We start from the raw sequence: 16,842 nt of genomic DNA on the forward strand, positions 1-16,842 counted from the left end.
ATGCGAAGCTGATCCAGGACAAGATAGGATAATCCGGTTAAATGACAATGAGGCAATCAGCCCTTTTTCGCCGCTTTCCGGCGTGGCGCCGCGGAAATGCGCCAAATCGTCCCTTCGAGGCCGCGAACGGCGTCGATCAGTAGCGCGCCGACCATCGCGCGGCGACCTTCGTGCATGGCTGCGATCACGCCGTCGAGAGAAGCGCCGCGGAGTACGAGTTGCGGCGCGTTGGCGCGCAGGCGAAGCGCGACGATGCGGCGAAACATCTCCGGCGGATAGTCGTCGTTGCGGATGACGGCGATATCCGAGGCGTCAGGCCAGGACGCGATCAGCCGCTCGACCGCCCAATCCAGGGCTTCGTCCGCCTCGGCGAGCCAGGCGGCCGATTTCGCCGCGGCGGAGGGGTCGAGTGCTGTCTGCGACTGAAGCGCATGGCGCAGCCGCGCCCGGTCAAAGCGATTGTCGCTGTTCGAGGGATCGTCGACGAAGGGTAGGTCGTTTTCGAGCGCCAGTTCGACGAGTTCGCTGCGCCGCCAGTGGAGCAACGGACGCAGGATGACGCCATTCTTCGCGCGGATCGCGGCAAGCCCGCCGACACCGCTGCTGCGGTTGAGCCGCATGACGATCGTCTCCAGCTGATCGTCAGCATGATGCGCGGTGATGATATGGTTGAGCGCGTTTGCCTCGCGCCATTGTTCGAGCAGGCGATAGCGTTCGGTGCGCGCGGCCGCCTGCTGAGAGCCTTTGATCGGCGACGGCGGGCGCAGGGTCGAATGCGGAATATGCTCGCGCTCGCAGAACCCCGCAACCATCCGCGCCTCTTCGTCAGAGCCCTTGCGTAGGCCATGGTCCACAGTCGCCCCCCACACCTGCCCAGGGAGAAGCGAGGCCATCATCCAGAGCAGCGCCATGCTGTCGGGTCCGCCCGACACAGCGACGCCATAATGGAGCCGGTGCCAGCCTGGGCCCAAGAGCGCGAGAAGATCGCCGGCCAGTCGGCCGGCGACGTCGCGATCAGCAGCCTGCTTTTGCTTTTGCGGCGGCAGCATCGGTCCGGACATCCTGTGGCGCCTTGTCGCCATAGACTTCGTCGAGTTCGCGGAACGCCTTGCAGGCGTCGGCCTTGCGCCCAAGCTTGTCGAGCGCAACACCCATATACATCAGGCTATGCGGTGCGCGCGCGCCGCTTGGGCGATCCTTGTAATTGTTATAAAAGGCGACTGCGGCCAAGCTGGGCTTGCCTTCGTCGAGATAGGCGCGGCCAAGCAGATTCTGCGCAAAGCTCGCCTGGCTGCTTTTCGGCCATTTGGCGACCACAGTCTTCAACTGCGCCTGAGCCTCGGGGTAGAGCTTCGCTTCCCACAAGCGATAGCCATAGTCATAAGCATCCTTGGTCTCGTTGCCGCTTGCCGGAACCTCGACCTTCTTGACGAGTGCGAGCCGCGCCGCGTCGGTGGTCGCGGGTTTCGCAGCAGGTTTGTCGGCCGGCTTCTTCGTCGGCGCGGCTGCAACGGTCGTCGCGGCGGCGGGGGGCTTCACCGTCGGGGCGAGGCTTGCGGGTGTCGCGGCCGGTTCGGTAACCGCTGCTGCCGGATCGGCGAAGCGCTTGTCCATCTCAGCCTTGTATGCGGTGAACTGCTTTTCGAGTTCGCGCAGATGGAAGGCATTCTGTTCGGTCTGGCCGGTCAGCGCCTGCAACTGGGATTCGAGCGCGTCGACGCGCGCTGTCAGGTCGATAACCGGGGCGTTGGTGCGAGCCCGTTCGCCGGGCGTGTTGTCGGGGGCGATCTCGCCTTCAAAAAATGTCGGGCTGCCGCCGGGGAAGACCGACCGCTGAACCGCGCGCATTTCCTTTTCGAGCCGCTCGACCCGCTTGACGACGGTATTGTCCTGCGCCGCTGCGGGCATTGCCGTCGCAAGCGCGACCGTTGCCGCTCCAAGGAAAGTGATCTGACGCATTATCATCTGCCGTTAGGTCCTCGACTATTAACCAATTAGGCCGTCCATAACGCGGCAAAGCGCCGCAGCGCAAACCCATTTCGGCGCGCTGCGGCTTCAACCGGCCCGAAAGACTGGACGGTTCAGCCCTTGGGGCGTGGGGCCGTGGCCGGGGTAGCCGTGCCTGTCGGGCCATTGCCACCGGCGCGCGCGATCAGGTCGGCAGGCTTCAATGAGACATTTTTGACTAGCGTATCGGCGGCGCCGATCGGTCCCACATCGCGGCCGCCGACAGTGACCTTGAGCGCCTGCGGGATACTGGTACGCAGCGTGAATTGCTCGATATATTCGGGGGGGACCTGATAGGTTTCGCCGGCATCCAGCGTTCGCCAATTCTCGGTCTTGCCCTTTGCGTCGTCGAAACCGATCCAAACTTCCGAAAGGCCGGTGAGGACCACGGGCGCGTTTGCCGCAACGGCGGCCTGGTTGCCGTTCTTGGTAGACGGCGCTGTCGCAGCGTCGTTCTGCGGCGCTTCAGACTCATCGGCGGCGCGATTTTGCGCAGCGATCAACGCTTCGTCCGGCTCGACCGAAAGGAAACGCCAAACGCCATAGGCCGAGGCCAGCAACAGAGTGATGATGACGAGCGTCCAAGTCAGTCGCGCAGTCGGCAGGCGTGCTGGATCGGTCGGCTCATAAGCCTCGTAAAGCGGGCGCGAACCGTAGGCATCCTCTTCAAGTTCCCGACGAATCGCGGCACCGATTTCAGCCTCGGGAAGTTCGACAGCTCGGGCATAGGCCCGAGCGAAACCGGTGACATAAGTGCGGCCCGGAAGTCCCGAATAATCAGACTTTTCTATGGCGGCGAGATGGCGCTGGGTGATCCGCGTACGTGTCGCGACATCGGCAAGCGACAGCCCTGCAGCTTCCCGCGCGAGCCGAAGCCGATCGCCGGTACGCGTGATCGCCAGCTCGCCCTGTTCCGGGGCGACGTCCTCATCTGCCATTACTGTCTCCGTGCCGGTCGTTTGACCCAGATCGACCGTGTCACCTGTTCATCGCACCGACGGCGCGCGCGAGTCAAATGAAGTTCGGTAAACAGACGGCCGAATGGGTGTGACGCCTCCCGATCAGCTATCCCGAACTAGGCCAAGAGAGGCATGGGATTTCTTACGTGCACCGTCCATGCATGGATGGCACAGTCTGTTTTGATGAAAATAAGGCGGTGGCGTCATGTGCGGTGCGAGAAATGCCTTCCAACCCTCCATCAGGGCCGACTCGTCGAGAGGCTGTCTGCACAAGGCGCAGACAGGCTTTTTCGCGCGATAAGCTTTGTCCTTCGCTTCCGCTTCCTGCTTTAGCCTTTCCGGACGCTTCCCAAAAAGGGCGCGCGCTCGGATCGATTGAAAATCATAGCTTCCGCTATAGTTGTAGATCCGCTTTATTGCTCCGTTCCTAGCTTCGGTCGGACCATTTGTGAGCCGCCCGTGGTCGAAGAAGTTCAATATCTCAGTGCGCCAGTTGTCGATTGTGGTCGCAACGGCTGCGAAAACGTTCATGTTATCGTCAGCTAACCGGCGCCGACTAAGCGGGCCTGGCCTGCGCGCCTTTGTTGCCATCGCCGATCTCTGGGGACTAACCGAGGAGCAGCGCCGGCTGATCCTCGGCTATCCGGCTCGATCGACCTATCAAGGCTGGGTCAAGAAAGCTCGCGAGCACCGCGACATCACGCTGCGCGTCGATGTTCTGATGCGGATTTCGGCGGTCCTCGGCGTTTACAAAGGGCTTAGAATTCTCTTCGCCGACGACGATAAAGGTGTCGAATGGCTTCAGAGGCCTCATAAAGCGCGCGTTTTCGGTGGCGCACCGCCGATCGAACTCGTCACCAGCGGTAAGCAGGACGCTGTCCTTACCGTACGTCGCTTCTTGGATGCTGCCTGTGGCGGACTCTACATGGCCCCGGCGTGGGACGAGCGCGTTAGGCCGCCCTATGACGATAGCGAGATCATATTCGGTGGCACGGACGATTGAGGGCGCATCCGCCATACTTGGCTCGTCCCCTGATCGGATCATGCTGAATCGCGACGGAGCTTCCGCGCCATTCGCTCGTGCCTGATTGCAGCCTCGCGAAGCCGGATCGCCAGAAACGGATCGTCGGTCGCGCTCGCTTTCAGTCGGGCGACGCGGGCAAGTTGTTCGTAATAAATAGCGTCGCGCACGGGCTCCATGTCCAGCCCGATATCATGTTCAAATCAATAAATAGCTAAGTGGCGAGGGAATCGTCCTTAACTAAGAAATGTGAAGATTCAAATGGGAAAGATCCCGCCGAACCGTCGCAAGACTGCATATAAATCTCTTCGCAAGATCGCCGAGAAGTTGGGCGTTCCCTTTGTCGTTCGTCCACCGGCAATGCCGCCGCCGACGGACGGAGAGCAAGGTGAACCTGCCGACCCGAAACGCTGATCGAATGGGACCGTTGTAAGCGTGTGCCGGTGATACATTCAAAGACGCATCGGGAGGACATCGGAACGATCTGGCTTTCACCGGATGCTCATTGTTTTGCTGTAATTGCCGATCGACCCCGCTGCGCTAGCGACCCAGCACAGCGGGGCAAACTCAAACGAGTGTGGCCCTCTGGCTGAGTCGATTTTTCTTTGAACCAGGGATCATCCATTCAATCCACAACCAACTGGTCAGCCGGAGTTGGCCGCACGAGCGCGACGGTGTCTTCTGCCAGGACCACTCAGCGACAAACGTTCCAGCGACGCCCAATGATCAAAGCACATATTTGCTGAGATCGGTGTCGCCCACGATTTCCGAAAGCTGACGTTCGACGTAGGCGGCGTCGATGTCGAGCTTGGTGCCGGGGACGTCCTCCGCTGTGAAGCTAATCTCCTCGACCAGTCGCTCCATGATCGTCTGCAGCCGGCGCGCACCAATATTCTCGACCTTCTCATTAACTTCGGCCGCGAGCTTTGCGACGCGCGCGATGGCATCGTCCGTGAAGTTCAGGGTCACGCCTTCGGTCCCCAGAAGCGCCACATATTGTTCGGGCAGGCCAGCCTTCGTCTCGCTGAGAATGCGGACAAAATCCTCCTCGGTGAGCGCGCCGAGTTCGACACGGATCGGCAGGCGGCCCTGCAGTTCGGGAAGGAGGTCGCTGGGCTTTGCGACGTGGAAGGCGCCCGAGGCGATGAAGAGGATATGGTCGGTTTTCATCGGACCATATTTGGTCGCGACGGTGGTGCCCTCGATCAGTGGCAGCAGGTCGCGCTGGACGCCTTCGCGGCTCACCGAACCGCCGCGGACGTCGCTGACCGCGATCTTGTCGATCTCGTCGAGAAAGACGATGCCATTCGCCTCCGCATCGGCGAGCGCAATCCGCGCGACATCGTCCTGGTCAAGGCGCTTGTCCTGCTCTTCTTCGATCAGCCGCGTAGCAGCCTCGATCACCTTGAGCTTGCGACGCTTCTTGGGCAGGCCGCCCATCGCTTTGCCGAGCATGTCGGACAGGTTGATCATGCTCATCTGTCCCGGCTGGCCGGGCAATTCGAACGGCATGCTCGGGGCGTCGGCAACCTCGATTTCGACTTCGCTATCGTCGAGATGGCCTTCGCGGATGCGTTGGCGGAAGCTCTGGCGCGTCGCCTCGCTCGCGCCCTTGCCGGTGAGTGCATCGAGCAAACGCTCCATGGCGGCCTCTTCGGCGGCGGCGCGCACGGCTTCGCGCCGGCGGTCCTTCTCAAGCCGCACGGCTTCTTCGACCAGATCGCGCGCGATCTGCTCGACGTCACGGCCGACATAGCCGACCTCGGTGAACTTCGTCGCCTCGACCTTGATGAAGGGGGCATCGGCGAGCTTTGCCAGACGGCGCGAAATCTCCGTCTTACCGCAGCCAGTGGGGCCGATCATCAGGATATTCTTGGGGCTCACCTCGTCGCGGAGGTCGGCCGAAAGCTGCTGGCGACGCCAACGGTTACGCAGCGCAACAGCGACCGCGCGCTTGGCGGCGTCCTGGCCGATGATATGCGTGTCGAGGGCAGCGACGATCGCCTTGGGAGTCAGATCCTTGTTCATGTGATTATGCCTGAATTTCGATGATTTCTTGGGTGAACTGGTCGTTGGTATAGACGCAGATGTCGGCCGCGACTTCCATCGCCTTGCGGACGAGTACCGCGGGATCCTTTTCATAGTCGACGAGCGCACGTGCGGCGGAGAGCGCAAAATTGCCGCCCGATCCGATCGCGGCGATCCCGCCCTTCGGTTCGAGCACGTCGCCGTTGCCGGTGATGACGAGCGTTACTTCCTTGTCGGCGACGATCATCATCGCCTCCAAATTGCGGAGATATTTGTCGGTGCGCCAGTCCTTAGCGAGTTCGACCGCGGCGCGGAGCAGCTGGCCATTATGGCGTTCGAGCTTGGCTTCGAGGCGTTCGAACAAGGTGAAGGCATCGGCGGTCGCGCCAGCAAACCCTCCGATCACGCTTCCGTCGTGGAGGCGGCGAACCTTGCGGGCATTGGGCTTCATCACCGTCTGGCCCATCGAGACCTGGCCGTCACCGATAATGACGACCTTGTCGGGGCTGCGGGCGGAAAGGATGGTGGTTCCGTGCCAGGGCGCGGCACTCTGCGCATGGGGATTGGTCATGGCGCGGGATATGGGAGATGGCGGGCGGGGCCGCAAGGGGAGGGCGCCGCAGTCAGGCGGGCCAGGTCAGGAGCGCGCGGCTTCCCTCGTCAATCTCGATTGTCGACGGATCGATTAGGATCACTGCTTCGCCAAGGGCGACGTCTTCGCCAGAGACACGGCATCCCCCCGAAAGCGGAACGAAGGTCAGCTCGCCGGTCGCGTGATCGAAAATCGCGGGGTCGAGCGGCGCAGCAAGCTGCGCGAGATGGAAATGGGGCCCGGTGACGAGCATGCGGTTGGCGTGCGGATCGACGACCGTGTCGCGCGGATCGTGGATCGGGCCGGGATTTGCGACATCGAGACCCTCATCAAGATGCAGTTCGCGTGGGCGGCCGTAGTCATAGAGGCGGTAAGTGCAGTCGACGTTCTGCTGCACCTCGACCACGGTCAGTCCCCCACCGATAGCATGGATAGTGCCCGCTCGATTATAGACAAAATCGTCGGTCTTCGACGGCCGCCAGTCGATCAGGTCGACGATCGATCCGTCGAGCGCCGCTCCGTGCAGCGCTTCTCGCGTGGTCTCAAGCGTCAGGCCGACACCCAATTCGGCGCCCGGCTGCGCATCGAGAATCAGCCAACACTCTTCCTTGCCGCGTGGAAAGCCCGCAGCCCGGGCTGCCTCATCATCGGGATGTACCTGGATCGACAGTCGTTCCGACGTGAAGAGGAATTTGACCATGATTTGCGCATCGTCGCCGGCGGGATTGGAAAACCATATCTCGCCGATCCTGCGGCCTTCGAAATCGCCGTACGCGGCCGGAATATCGGTCCGGCCCCAAGGCTTTTCGACGATGATGGTTTTAAGGCGCGTCAGCATGACGTCTGAATGCGGAGATGCGCGCGGAGCGTCAAGCGCGCTGCGTCAGGCCGCTCTGTGCAGCCGATTGCCACCGCTGCCGTTCGGCTGATCGAGCCACAACCCGCGCGTGTCATAGACGATCTTGTCACCGCGTTCCTCGATCGGGATCGATTTGAACAGGTCATGATCGACCAGGACAATGAGCAGGTCGCAGCCGGCGAGCGCGCTGTCCAGATCGATCAGTTCCGCTCCGGTGCCGGCGAATTCCATCGGCAGGCCGCGCGCATAGGGTTCGACGACCTCGATCTGCGTCCCAAAGCGGCGCGCGAGCGCGGCTGCAACCTCGACCGCAGGGCTTTCGCGGAAATCGTCGATGTTGGGCTTGAAGGCGAGGCCGAGGCACGCGACGCGCGCGCTCGGATGCTGCGATACGAGCATTTCGGCGGCGCCGATGACATGTGCTGTCTTCGCCAGATTGACTTCGCGCGCAGTACGGATCAGGCGGCTGTGGTCGGGGGCGCCATGGACGAGGAACCACGGATCGACCGCGATGCAATGGCCGCCAACGCCGGGACCGGGCTGGAGGATGTTCACGCGCGGGTGTCGGTTGGCGAGGCGAATTACCTCCCATATGTCGACCCCCATATGCTCGGCCATCATCGACAACTCGTTGGCGAAGGCGATGTTGACGTCGCGATAGCTGTTCTCGACGAGCTTCACCATTTCGGCGGCGCGCGCCGAGGTAGTGACGCAGGCGCCGCGGACGAACTGGCGGTAAAAGGTCATCGCGCGGCGGGCGCAGCGCGGCGTGATGCCGCCGATGCATCGGTCGTTATCGACCAGTTCGATGAGGATGCGCCCCGGAAGCACGCGTTCGGGGCAATAGGCGACGAAGATGTCGGCGGCACCAGTGCAGGCGCCGGGGACTTTGAGGTCGGGGCGTAGCTCGGCGAGGAGTGCGGCGATCTTTTCGGTCGTGCCGACGGGAGAGGTCGATTCGAGGATGACGAGATTGCCGGCCTCGAGCCTTGGCGCGATCGCGCGTGCTGCGGAGAGGACGTGCGTGATGTCGGGGCGATGGTCCTCGTCATGCGGGGTCGGGACCGCGATGACGAAAGTGTCGGCGGACGCAACCTCAGTCGAGGCGACAAGCGCGCCGCGTGACACAACGCCCTGGACGAGGCCGTCGAGGTCGACCTCCTCGATATGCACCTTGCCGTTGTTGACCGTGTCAACGACATGTTGGCTGACGTCGACGCCGGTGACCTTGCAGCCCGAGCGCGCGATCAGCGCCGCGGTGGGTAGGCCGATGTAGCCGAGTCCGAGGACAGTGACCTTTTGTTCCGTATTAATGGGCACGCGCAACTATCTCCGCAATCTGTTTTGCCGCCGTGCCGTCACCGAACGGGTTATGGGCGCGGGCCATGGCGGTATAGGCGTCTTTGTCGTCCAAAAGCTTGAAAATTTCGGAAACAATACGCGCCTGGTCGGTTCCGACAAGTCGTGCGGTGCCGGCCTCGATACCTTCGGGGCGTTCGGTCGTTTCGCGCATCACCAGCACCGGCTTGCCCAGCGAGGGTGCTTCTTCCTGCACGCCGCCGCTGTCGGTTAGCACGAGATCTGATGTTGCGAGCAGGCGGACAAAGTGCGGATAGTCGAGCGGATCGATCAGTGCGACATTGGCAAGGCCACCGAGAGTCGGCGCCATCGCAGCGCGGACCTGCGGGTTGGGATGGACGGGGAAGACGACCGCGACGTCGCTGCGCGCGGCGATCGCGGCGATGGCATCGGCGATCGCCTTCATCCCGTCGCCAAAATTCTCGCGCCGGTGCGAGGTGACGGCGATGATCCGTTTGCCCTCGAAGCGCTGCACCAGCGGGTCGAGGCCAGCGGCAAGCGCAGGTTCCTCGTCGATCCTCGCCTTGGTCGCGAGCAGCGCGTCGATCACGGTGTTGCCTGTGATGTGAATACGATCGGCGGGGACATTTTCGGCGCGGAGCGCGGCGGCGGCGGTTTCGGTCGGTGCGAAATGCAGGTCGGCGACCGCGCCAGTGACCTTGCGGTTCACCTCCTCGGGCCAGGGGTGATAGATATTGCCGCTGCGCAGCCCCGCCTCGACATGGCCGACGGGGATCTTGCGGAAATAGGCGGCGAGCGTCGCCGCCATCGTCGTCAGCGTGTCGCCGTGGACGAGGATGCGGTCGGGCTTTTCGGCGTCGAACGTCTCGCCAAGCCCTGTGACGAGCCGCGCGAGCAGCGCATCGAGCGTCTGGTTCGCTTGCATGACGTCGAGATCGATGTCAGGCGTGATACGAGCGATTTCGAGAACCTGGTCGAGCATCTCGCGGTGCTGGGCGGTGACGCAGACGCGGACGTCGACATTGTCGTGACGTTGCAGGGCATGGACGACAGGATACATTTTGATAGCTTCGGGGCGCGTTCCGAAAACGACGACCACCTTCCGGCTGGACAGGTCGCTAGGCGCACGCTCTTCAAAATTCATAAAGTATGGCTTTCTTGTCGATTAACCAATGGGCTCTAACGCAAAGCTCTTGCCGGTCGCTTAACTTGCCACTAATCGATGCGCGGTTCGCAAGGATTCTGGGCCGATCGGAGAAATTGGCGGGATTATGGCGAAAGGCTGCATGGCGCCAAGGAGCGGGCGGATCGTGCTGAAACAGTTAAGACGCTGATATATTCGTAGATTGTCTAGATGTCATTTCTTGGATTCCTGAAACGTCGGCAGCGCAATGACCGACCGGGTGAACTGCTTTCGCGCGTTCCCGAGGGGCAGCGTGTTTATGCGATCGGCGATATTCACGGTCGCGACGACCTGTTCGGGCAGTTGCTGGAAAAGATTGAAGCCGACAATGCCGCGCGCGGCAAGGCCTTTACAACGTTGATCCTGCTAGGAGATCTCGTCGACCGCGGTCCCGATTCCGCGTTGGTGATCGACCGCGCGCTGCGGCTCGGCGCGCCGTTCGACAAGGTCGAAATGTTAGTCGGCAATCATGAGGAATGTTTCCTCGCGGCACTGACTGGCGATCTCAAGCGCGTGCGGTATTTTATCCGGATCGGCGGGGACGCGACGGTCCGCAGCTATTGGGGCGACGATACGGCCTATGCAGCCGCCAGTTTCGAGGATGTGGCGGAACAACTGCCGCAAAAGGTGCCGCAGTCTCACATTGATTTCCTGAATCGCGGTGAGGATATGGTCCGGATCGGCGACTATGTTTTCGTGCATGCGGGCGTGCGGCCGGGCGTTCCCCTTGATCGGCAAAAGTTGTCCGATCTGCGCTGGATCCGCGAGGATTTTATCGAGGGTGAGCACGACTATGGCGCAACGATCGTCTATGGGCATACAATCTCGGATGGCGTCGACGAGACCCACGATCGTATCGGCATCGATACGGGGGCCTATCTGACGGGGCGGCTGACCGCCGTCGGGCTCGAGAATAATCAACGCTGGTTCCTGGATACAGCAGACGTATAGTTTTCGCCCGTCGCTTCCAACTCTCGTCAAATCAAAGCTTGGCTTCTCCCTTTGTCGGGCATAGGGGCGCTAATTATAATGTGGATGGATACGCCTCGATGAAGCCCAGAACCAGTCACGCGCTATCTGATGAGGCTGTTTCGCTTCGCAGAGCCTTCGTCCTGGTGGCCATTTTTACGGCTGTCGTCGTGTTGATGGGCGGTGGGTCGCGATATGATGTTGCCTCGGCGCCGTGGCTGCGGGCCTTCGCGATACTAGCGATGTTCTGCGCGTTTACGATGACACCGGCCTCGGCGTGGCGTTCGATCCGCACGCCGATGATCCTCATGGGCCTTCTGATTTCCTGGGTGGCGATCCAGCTTGTTCCGTTGCCGCCAGGGATATGGTCAACTCTGCCGCTTCGTGAAAAGATCTTAGCGATCGATCAGTTGCTCGGGGCGCCGGAACGGTGGCGCCCGATCACTATGTCGCCGGCCCTGACGATCAATACGCTTTTGTCGCTCAGCGTGCCCCTGGCCGCCTTGATTATTGCTGCCGCCTTGCCTGTCGGCGAACGTGTGCGGTTGTGGTGGGCAATCTGGCTGTTCGGACTGGCATCGGTTGTTTTCGGATTGATGCAGTTTATGGCCGGACCCCGTAGCGTCTTCTATCTTTACCGGATCACGAACGAAACCTCGCTCGTCGGACTCTTCGCCAATCGCAACCACCACGGGTTGATGCTGTCGCTTGCGATTCTCGCGGCGGGTTGGCTGATCGCTAACGAAATCGCACGCCGCAACCGGCGTCCGCTGCTTATTCCGGCCCTGATCGGCAGTATCGCGATCTTCCTGTTGTTCACGCTCATCATCGGATCCCGGATGGGGCTGATCGGCGGCGTGGCGAGCAGCATGCTCGTTTACGCAATTGTCCGCTGGTCCTACCGTTTCGCACCGAAGCCGATCAACCAGGCACGTTCCCGCGAAAGGACGCATCACGCCGCGCCGGTCCGTATCGAACGGATCCGGGATGTCTTGCTCAACATCTTGCCGTTTGTAGTGGTGCCCGTGCTCGGAGCGCTCTTCTATTTCTCGGGCCGCGACAATACGGTGGGGCGCTTTCTGGACGGCGACGGCGTCGAAGAAATCCGTGTCGCCACCTTCTCGTCCATCGCTGCCTTGCTGAAAGGGCAATGGCTGCTGGGTTCTGGTTTCGGGGCTTTCGCGCGGGTTTATCAGGTAATGGAGCCCGACACGCTGCTTCAGGAGGCCTATCTGAACCACGCGCACAACGACTGGCTTCAGCTTCCGATAGAGGGCGGGTTGCCGGCGGTTCTGATTTTTGTCGCCGGCACGATATGGATCGCTTTCCAGTTGATCGCAGCATGGCGGTCGCGCCCAACGCCGTTGCGGGTCGAAGTTGCCGAAAATTTGATCCTCGCAGCGGCGTTCGCCGTGCTTATCGCCGGGTCGGCAGTGGACTATCCGCTTCGTACCCCTTCGATTGCAATGACGGCCGCTTTTCTCATCGTAATTCTGGCCCATCACCGAACCGAGATTTCGCGTTCCGGTCGCCCCACTAAAGCTTCCGTATCCTGACGTTTCGCCTTATGGGCGAACGACTTTCTCCGCGATTCTCGGTTATTTTGGATTGTTATATATGCTCCGTCTGCCTCACTTCTTCGCATTTGCTTTGCTGAGTCTGGCAGCTTGCGCCGGGAAAGAGCCCGTAGCAACTGTTCCCGCCAGCGGCGTAACGTTGCTCGAAAGCCTTCCGCAGCCGACGGGTGGCGATACGCAGCAGGCCACGCGGCAGACCTATGTCGGTGCGTTCACTGAACTGTCCGTGCAGGTATATGGTGTGCCCGATCTGCAGCGTGACATTCTGACCGACGGTGAGGGCAAATTCTCATATCCGTTCGTGGGGACGGTGGATGGCGCCGGAAAATCGACCACCCAGTTGGCTAATGAAATCAGGGATCGGCTGCAGGGACGCTATGTTCGAGACCCGCAGGTGTCGGTCAATCTGAAGGCGTCGTCAAACCCGACGCACTTGCTTTCGCAGGCCGTGACAATCGACGGCCAGGTCCAGCGTCCCGGACAATATCCGCTGGTAGGACGAGCGACGCTCATGCGCGCCATTTCGCTTGCCGGCGGGGCCACCGAGCTTTCGAGCCTCGACGATGTCCTTGTGTTCCGCAAGGTCGACAATCGCCAATATGTGGGCATCTATAACCTGAAGGCAATCCGGCGCGGGAATTACGCCGATCCGGAAATTTTCCCGAACGACGTCGTTGTCGTGGGCGATTCTGCCCAGCGCCGCGTCTTTGAGGACATCATCAAGGCTGCCACATTGCTTAGTACACCGCTCATCGTATTGACAAATTTGTCGAACAATAACTGATCGAGCGACTACAACTTCTGAACGGATGACACTCAAGATGGATACCGCAACTACCGGCCGTTCGGTCGTGAACGCCGGATCGACGGCCGAAACGGGGGGCAACTCCGAGCAAGGTTATCGGGGCGGGTTTTTCGACATGCACATCGTCGAAAAGGCTTTTGTCGCGCTGCTGAACCACCGCGGGTGGGTGATCGGAAGCATTCTGACGTGCCTCGCCATCGGGCTTGCCATAACCTTTCTGATGACGCCGCTGTATACCAGCACGGCGCGGATCGAGATTTCGCCGCAGTCGCCGGTGGAAACCGATGTCGAGGGGGCACGCGAAAAGACGATTTCGAACGAGATCGCCTTTTTCAACACCCAGTACAGCCTTCTGGAATCGCGGTCTCTTGCCGCGCGCGCGGTGCGCGCGGGCAATCTGCTGAATGACAAGGAATTCCTCGCGCAATACGACCTGACGGAAGGCGAGGAGGGAACGCCCAACAGCGCCCAGCGTGCGCGCATGGCCGAACGCGCCGAAAAAATCCTGCTGGACGCGGTGAACATCGAGCCGGTGCGTCAGTCTAGCCTCGTCGACGTGTCCTTCTCGACCCCCTCTGCGGCCCTTTCGGCCAAGCTGACCAATCTCTGGGTGCAACAGTTTGTCGCTGCCAGCCTCGACCGCCGGTTTTCCGCGACGACTGACGCGCGTCGTTTCCTCGAGCAGCGTATCTCGGCGCTCCGCCGGAATCTCGAAGATTCGGAGCGCGAGTTGATTACCTATGCCGCGAACAACGACATCATCACGCTCGAAGGCCGTGTTGATCCCGGTAGCGGTCGGACCGTCGGCGAGCGAACCCTTGCAGCCGCCGATGTCGAAAAGATCAGCAGCGCGCTCTCGTCCGCGCGCGATGCGCGGATCGCTGCAGAAAGCTTGTTGAGCAGTTCGGTGTCCTCCGCGGATCTTTCGAGCAATAATGCGGTGAGCACGCTTCGACAGCGCCGCGCCGAGCTTGTGGCTGACCTCGCGCGTTTGCGAACCACATTTGGCGAAGAATATCCCGAAGTTGTCGCCAAGAAGCAGCAGCTCGAAGCCTTGAGCCAGTCGGTGGCGACCGAAACCCAGCGCGCGCGCAGCCTGAACCGCGAAACCTATGCAAGCGCCGTGAGCCGCGAAAACGAACTGGAAAGCGAACTCGATCGCATTACCGGGAAATATCGCGACCAGCAGCGCCGTTCGATCGAATATGCCATCCTCCAGCGCGAGGTGGATACCAATCGCCAGCTCTATGACGGCCTGCTGCAGCGCTATAAGGAAATCGGCGTCGCGGGTGTCGGAACGAACAATATCTCGGTGGTCGATACGGCCATACCCTCGCCCGTTCCGTCGAGCCCCAAGCTGATCCTGAATATCCTGCTGTCGTTGATCGCCGGCGTCGGCATTGCCGCTGCCCTGGTCTTCCTGCTCGAACAGCTCGATCAGTCGATCCGCGACCCGAGCGAAGTGAGCGATCGCTTCGGCCTGCCGCTCCTCGGATCGATCCCGAAGGTTGAATCCGAGGAGTTCGAACAGCTGCTGCTGGACAAGAAGTCGATGGTTTATGAAGCCTATTTCACGGCCCAGACCAACCTGACCTTCCTGACCCATCATGGCGCGCCCCGGAGCTTCATGCTCACCTCGACCAGGCCGGCAGAAGGCAAGAGCAGCTCGGCCCTGAGCCTCGCAAGCGTCTTCAGTCAGACGGGCAAGAAGATCATCCTGATCGACGCCGACATCCGTAGCCCCTCGCTCAACGAGTTGCTCGATATCGACAACAAGGTGGGTCTCAGCAACTACCTGACGGGCTTCGACAACATCCCCGAGCTCGTTTCGAAGTCGCCGGAGTTCGGTTTCGATTACATGCTTGCCGGTCCGATGCCGCCGAACGCCGCCGAGCTGTTCAGCTCGTCACGCCTCGGCACGCTGATCGAACTGCTGCTTCGCGAATATGACCATGTCATACTCGATGCTCCGCCGGTGCTGGGGCTTGCCGACGCGCCCTTGCTGGCGCGCCCGGTCGAGGGTGTGATCTTCACCATCGACGCGTCGAGCAACAGTTCGCGTGCGATCAAGTCGGCTCTCAATCGTCTCCGTCAGACCGACGCCCAGATCTTTGGCGCGCTGGTCACCAAGGTCGGTCGCCGAAATGAAATCTACGGCTACGGCTACGGCTACGGCTATGGTTACGGCTATGGCTATGGAGCGGACAAGAACCGCAATGGCGAAGATTAAGTGAGGCCAACGGCACAGTTCGGCGATCGCATATGAAAAAGTCTGGCAAATTCTATCTGTTGCTTGGAACTGGCCTGCTGGTTGCGGGCGCGGCGTGGGCGCAGTCGACGGTCATCGTGAACCAGCGTCGCGCCCCGGCCGTCTCGGCCATGCTCGGGGTTCCGCCCCAGGGGTGGGCGAAAGCGGGCCTGAGTCGTGCGATGCTTGGCGCGCGGTTGAGCAAGGATCCGAAGTCCGCGCCGAAAAAGCTGGAGCGCCGGCTGGCGGAAGAGGCCTTTGCGACGGAGCCGCTGGCGACGTCGGCGTTGCCGGTGCTGATCCAGTCGCTCGCAGCGAATGGAAAAAGGGAGCAGTCGGAAAAGCTGCTCGATCTGGCTGGCGGACTTACCCGGCGCGATAATCTGATCAACGCGATGCTCATCGACGATGAGCTCAAGCGCGGGCGCCCGGAGCGCGCGGTTCAGTTGCTGGGCCGCGCGATGTCGGTCGATTACGACGCGCGATATTTTTATGTGGAGCGGATGGCTGCGGCCACGGCAAGCCCCGGCGCCATGAATGTTCTTGCGCCGATGCTTGGACGAAATCCGAGATGGAGCGCCGATTACTGGGTGGCGGTGCTTCGTATCCCGACCGTCATTCCGCAGGCCGGGAGGCTGCGCTTGCGCGTCGCCGGAAGCCCCTGGAATTTGAAGCAGGCAACGAAGACCGATCTTGATCTGATTGCCGAACTCGCCAGCCGGAAACAGCCCGCGCTGGCCTATGATATCGCGCGCGCGCTCGGAATGCGTGCGCAGCCTGGTGGGGAAGTGCTGACGGGTTCGGGGTTTGACCGCGAACCGCGCTTCACTCCCTTCGAATGGGAATTGCTCCAGTCGGGCGATATCGGCGCGACGATCGAGCCGAAGGAACGTACGTTGGCGATTTCCGGCCTGGCCGCCGCTTCGGGTATCGCGGCGCGTCAGCTGGCATTTGTTCCATCCGCCGGCACCTATCGCCTGCGTTGGAAGCTGACCGGATTGAAGGCCGTGCCCGATGCCGCGCTCAAGCTTCGCCTTACGTGCGTCGACCCCGACGCAATCCGGGTTCCCGTTGCACCGGTGACGTTGACCGAAGGGGCCGGCAGCGCCGCGATCAGGATCGCAGGCTCCGCTTGCCGCTGGTATTTTGCGACACTTGAACTCGATGCTGCGGGAAGCAGTAGCGGAGTCGACATTGCTGTTCAGCAACTCAGTCTGCGCCGCGAGGGGGTTGCCGCCGCGAGCCCGTCGCCGAACACCAAAATCTGATATCCC

15 protein-coding genes are annotated in these 16,842 nt (G+C 61.4%); 6 read left to right on the top strand and 9 right to left on the bottom strand.

Features of this window, described 5'->3' with window-relative positions; genetic code table 11:
* Positions 1 to 56 precede the first annotated feature (56 nt).
* From tilS to KEC45_RS21950, 4 genes are all read right to left on the bottom strand, one after another.
* On the bottom strand, positions 57 to 1,061 hold the full coding sequence (tilS, locus tag KEC45_RS07220) for a tRNA lysidine(34) synthetase TilS (RefSeq protein WP_083435798.1): 1,005 nt from the start codon (positions 1,059 to 1,061) through the stop codon (positions 57 to 59).
* Complete coding sequence (locus KEC45_RS07225; protein WP_252171782.1) at positions 1,015 to 1,959, bottom strand: tetratricopeptide repeat protein; 945 nt, start codon at positions 1,957 to 1,959, stop codon at positions 1,015 to 1,017. The genes tilS and KEC45_RS07225 overlap by 47 nt, the downstream gene beginning before the upstream one ends.
* A gap of 122 nt (positions 1,960 to 2,081) precedes the next feature.
* Positions 2,082 to 2,945: a helix-turn-helix domain-containing protein gene (locus KEC45_RS07230; protein WP_062181436.1), complete on the bottom strand. Its 864-nt coding sequence runs from the start codon at positions 2,943 to 2,945 to the stop codon at positions 2,082 to 2,084.
* 123 nt (positions 2,946 to 3,068) lie between these two features.
* Positions 3,069 to 3,497: a transposase gene (locus tag KEC45_RS21950; RefSeq protein ID WP_368389963.1), complete on the bottom strand. Its 429-nt coding sequence runs from the start codon at positions 3,495 to 3,497 to the stop codon at positions 3,069 to 3,071.
* On the opposite strand from KEC45_RS21950, the gene KEC45_RS07235 reads away from it, so the two are divergent.
* The gene (locus tag KEC45_RS07235) at positions 3,415 to 3,969 is read left to right on the top strand and encodes an MbcA/ParS/Xre antitoxin family protein (RefSeq protein ID WP_252171783.1); all 555 of its coding nucleotides are present in this window, start codon (positions 3,415 to 3,417) and stop codon (positions 3,967 to 3,969) included. The genes KEC45_RS21950 and KEC45_RS07235 overlap by 83 nt on opposite strands.
* Before the next feature lie 744 nt (positions 3,970 to 4,713).
* Here KEC45_RS07235 and hslU read toward each other — a convergent pair.
* The 5 genes from hslU to wecB are packed head-to-tail and all read right to left on the bottom strand — an operon-like array spanning position 4,714 to position 9,846.
* Complete coding sequence (hslU, locus tag KEC45_RS07240; protein WP_252171784.1) at positions 4,714 to 6,015, bottom strand: ATP-dependent protease ATPase subunit HslU; 1,302 nt, start codon at positions 6,013 to 6,015, stop codon at positions 4,714 to 4,716.
* Between the two features lie 4 nt (positions 6,016 to 6,019).
* The gene (gene hslV, locus KEC45_RS07245; RefSeq protein WP_252171785.1) at positions 6,020 to 6,586 is read right to left on the bottom strand and encodes an ATP-dependent protease subunit HslV; all 567 of its coding nucleotides are present in this window, start codon (positions 6,584 to 6,586) and stop codon (positions 6,020 to 6,022) included.
* 52 nt (positions 6,587 to 6,638) lie between these two features.
* A complete protein-coding gene (locus tag KEC45_RS07250; protein WP_252171786.1) occupies positions 6,639 to 7,445 on the bottom strand; it encodes a class I mannose-6-phosphate isomerase in 807 nt (268 codons plus the stop codon).
* A 45-nt stretch (positions 7,446 to 7,490) separates the two neighbouring features.
* Positions 7,491 to 8,786, bottom strand: coding sequence for a UDP-N-acetyl-D-mannosamine dehydrogenase (wecC, locus tag KEC45_RS07255; protein ID WP_252171787.1), 1,296 nt, complete (start codon positions 8,784 to 8,786; stop codon positions 7,491 to 7,493).
* Positions 8,776 to 9,846 carry a non-hydrolyzing UDP-N-acetylglucosamine 2-epimerase gene (wecB, locus tag KEC45_RS07260; protein ID WP_302851621.1) on the bottom strand — a complete coding sequence of 357 codons (1,071 nt, stop codon included), beginning with the start codon at positions 9,844 to 9,846 and terminating at the stop codon, positions 8,776 to 8,778. The genes wecC and wecB overlap by 11 nt, the downstream gene beginning before the upstream one ends.
* A gap of 294 nt (positions 9,847 to 10,140) precedes the next feature.
* On the opposite strand from wecB, the gene KEC45_RS07265 reads away from it, so the two are divergent.
* The 5 genes from KEC45_RS07265 (at position 10,141) to KEC45_RS07285 (ending at position 16,836) form a co-directional block, all read left to right on the top strand.
* Complete coding sequence (locus tag KEC45_RS07265) at positions 10,141 to 10,920, top strand: metallophosphoesterase (protein ID WP_252171789.1); 780 nt, start codon at positions 10,141 to 10,143, stop codon at positions 10,918 to 10,920.
* A gap of 98 nt (positions 10,921 to 11,018) precedes the next feature.
* Positions 11,019 to 12,494 carry an O-antigen ligase gene (locus KEC45_RS07270; RefSeq protein ID WP_252171790.1) on the top strand — a complete coding sequence of 492 codons (1,476 nt, stop codon included), beginning with the start codon at positions 11,019 to 11,021 and terminating at the stop codon, positions 12,492 to 12,494.
* A 61-nt stretch (positions 12,495 to 12,555) separates the two neighbouring features.
* Entirely contained in the window at positions 12,556 to 13,299 is a 744-nt protein-coding gene (locus tag KEC45_RS07275; protein WP_252171791.1) for a polysaccharide biosynthesis/export family protein, read from the top strand.
* Between the two features lie 37 nt (positions 13,300 to 13,336).
* Entirely contained in the window at positions 13,337 to 15,550 is a 2,214-nt protein-coding gene (locus KEC45_RS07280) for a polysaccharide biosynthesis tyrosine autokinase (protein ID WP_252171792.1), read from the top strand.
* A 32-nt stretch (positions 15,551 to 15,582) separates the two neighbouring features.
* Positions 15,583 to 16,836: a hypothetical protein gene (locus KEC45_RS07285; protein WP_252171793.1), complete on the top strand. Its 1,254-nt coding sequence runs from the start codon at positions 15,583 to 15,585 to the stop codon at positions 16,834 to 16,836.
* Positions 16,837 to 16,842 lie beyond the last annotated feature (6 nt).

Source organism: Sphingopyxis sp. USTB-05 (genome assembly GCF_023822045.1).
Lineage (GTDB): Bacteria > Pseudomonadota > Alphaproteobacteria > Sphingomonadales > Sphingomonadaceae > Sphingopyxis.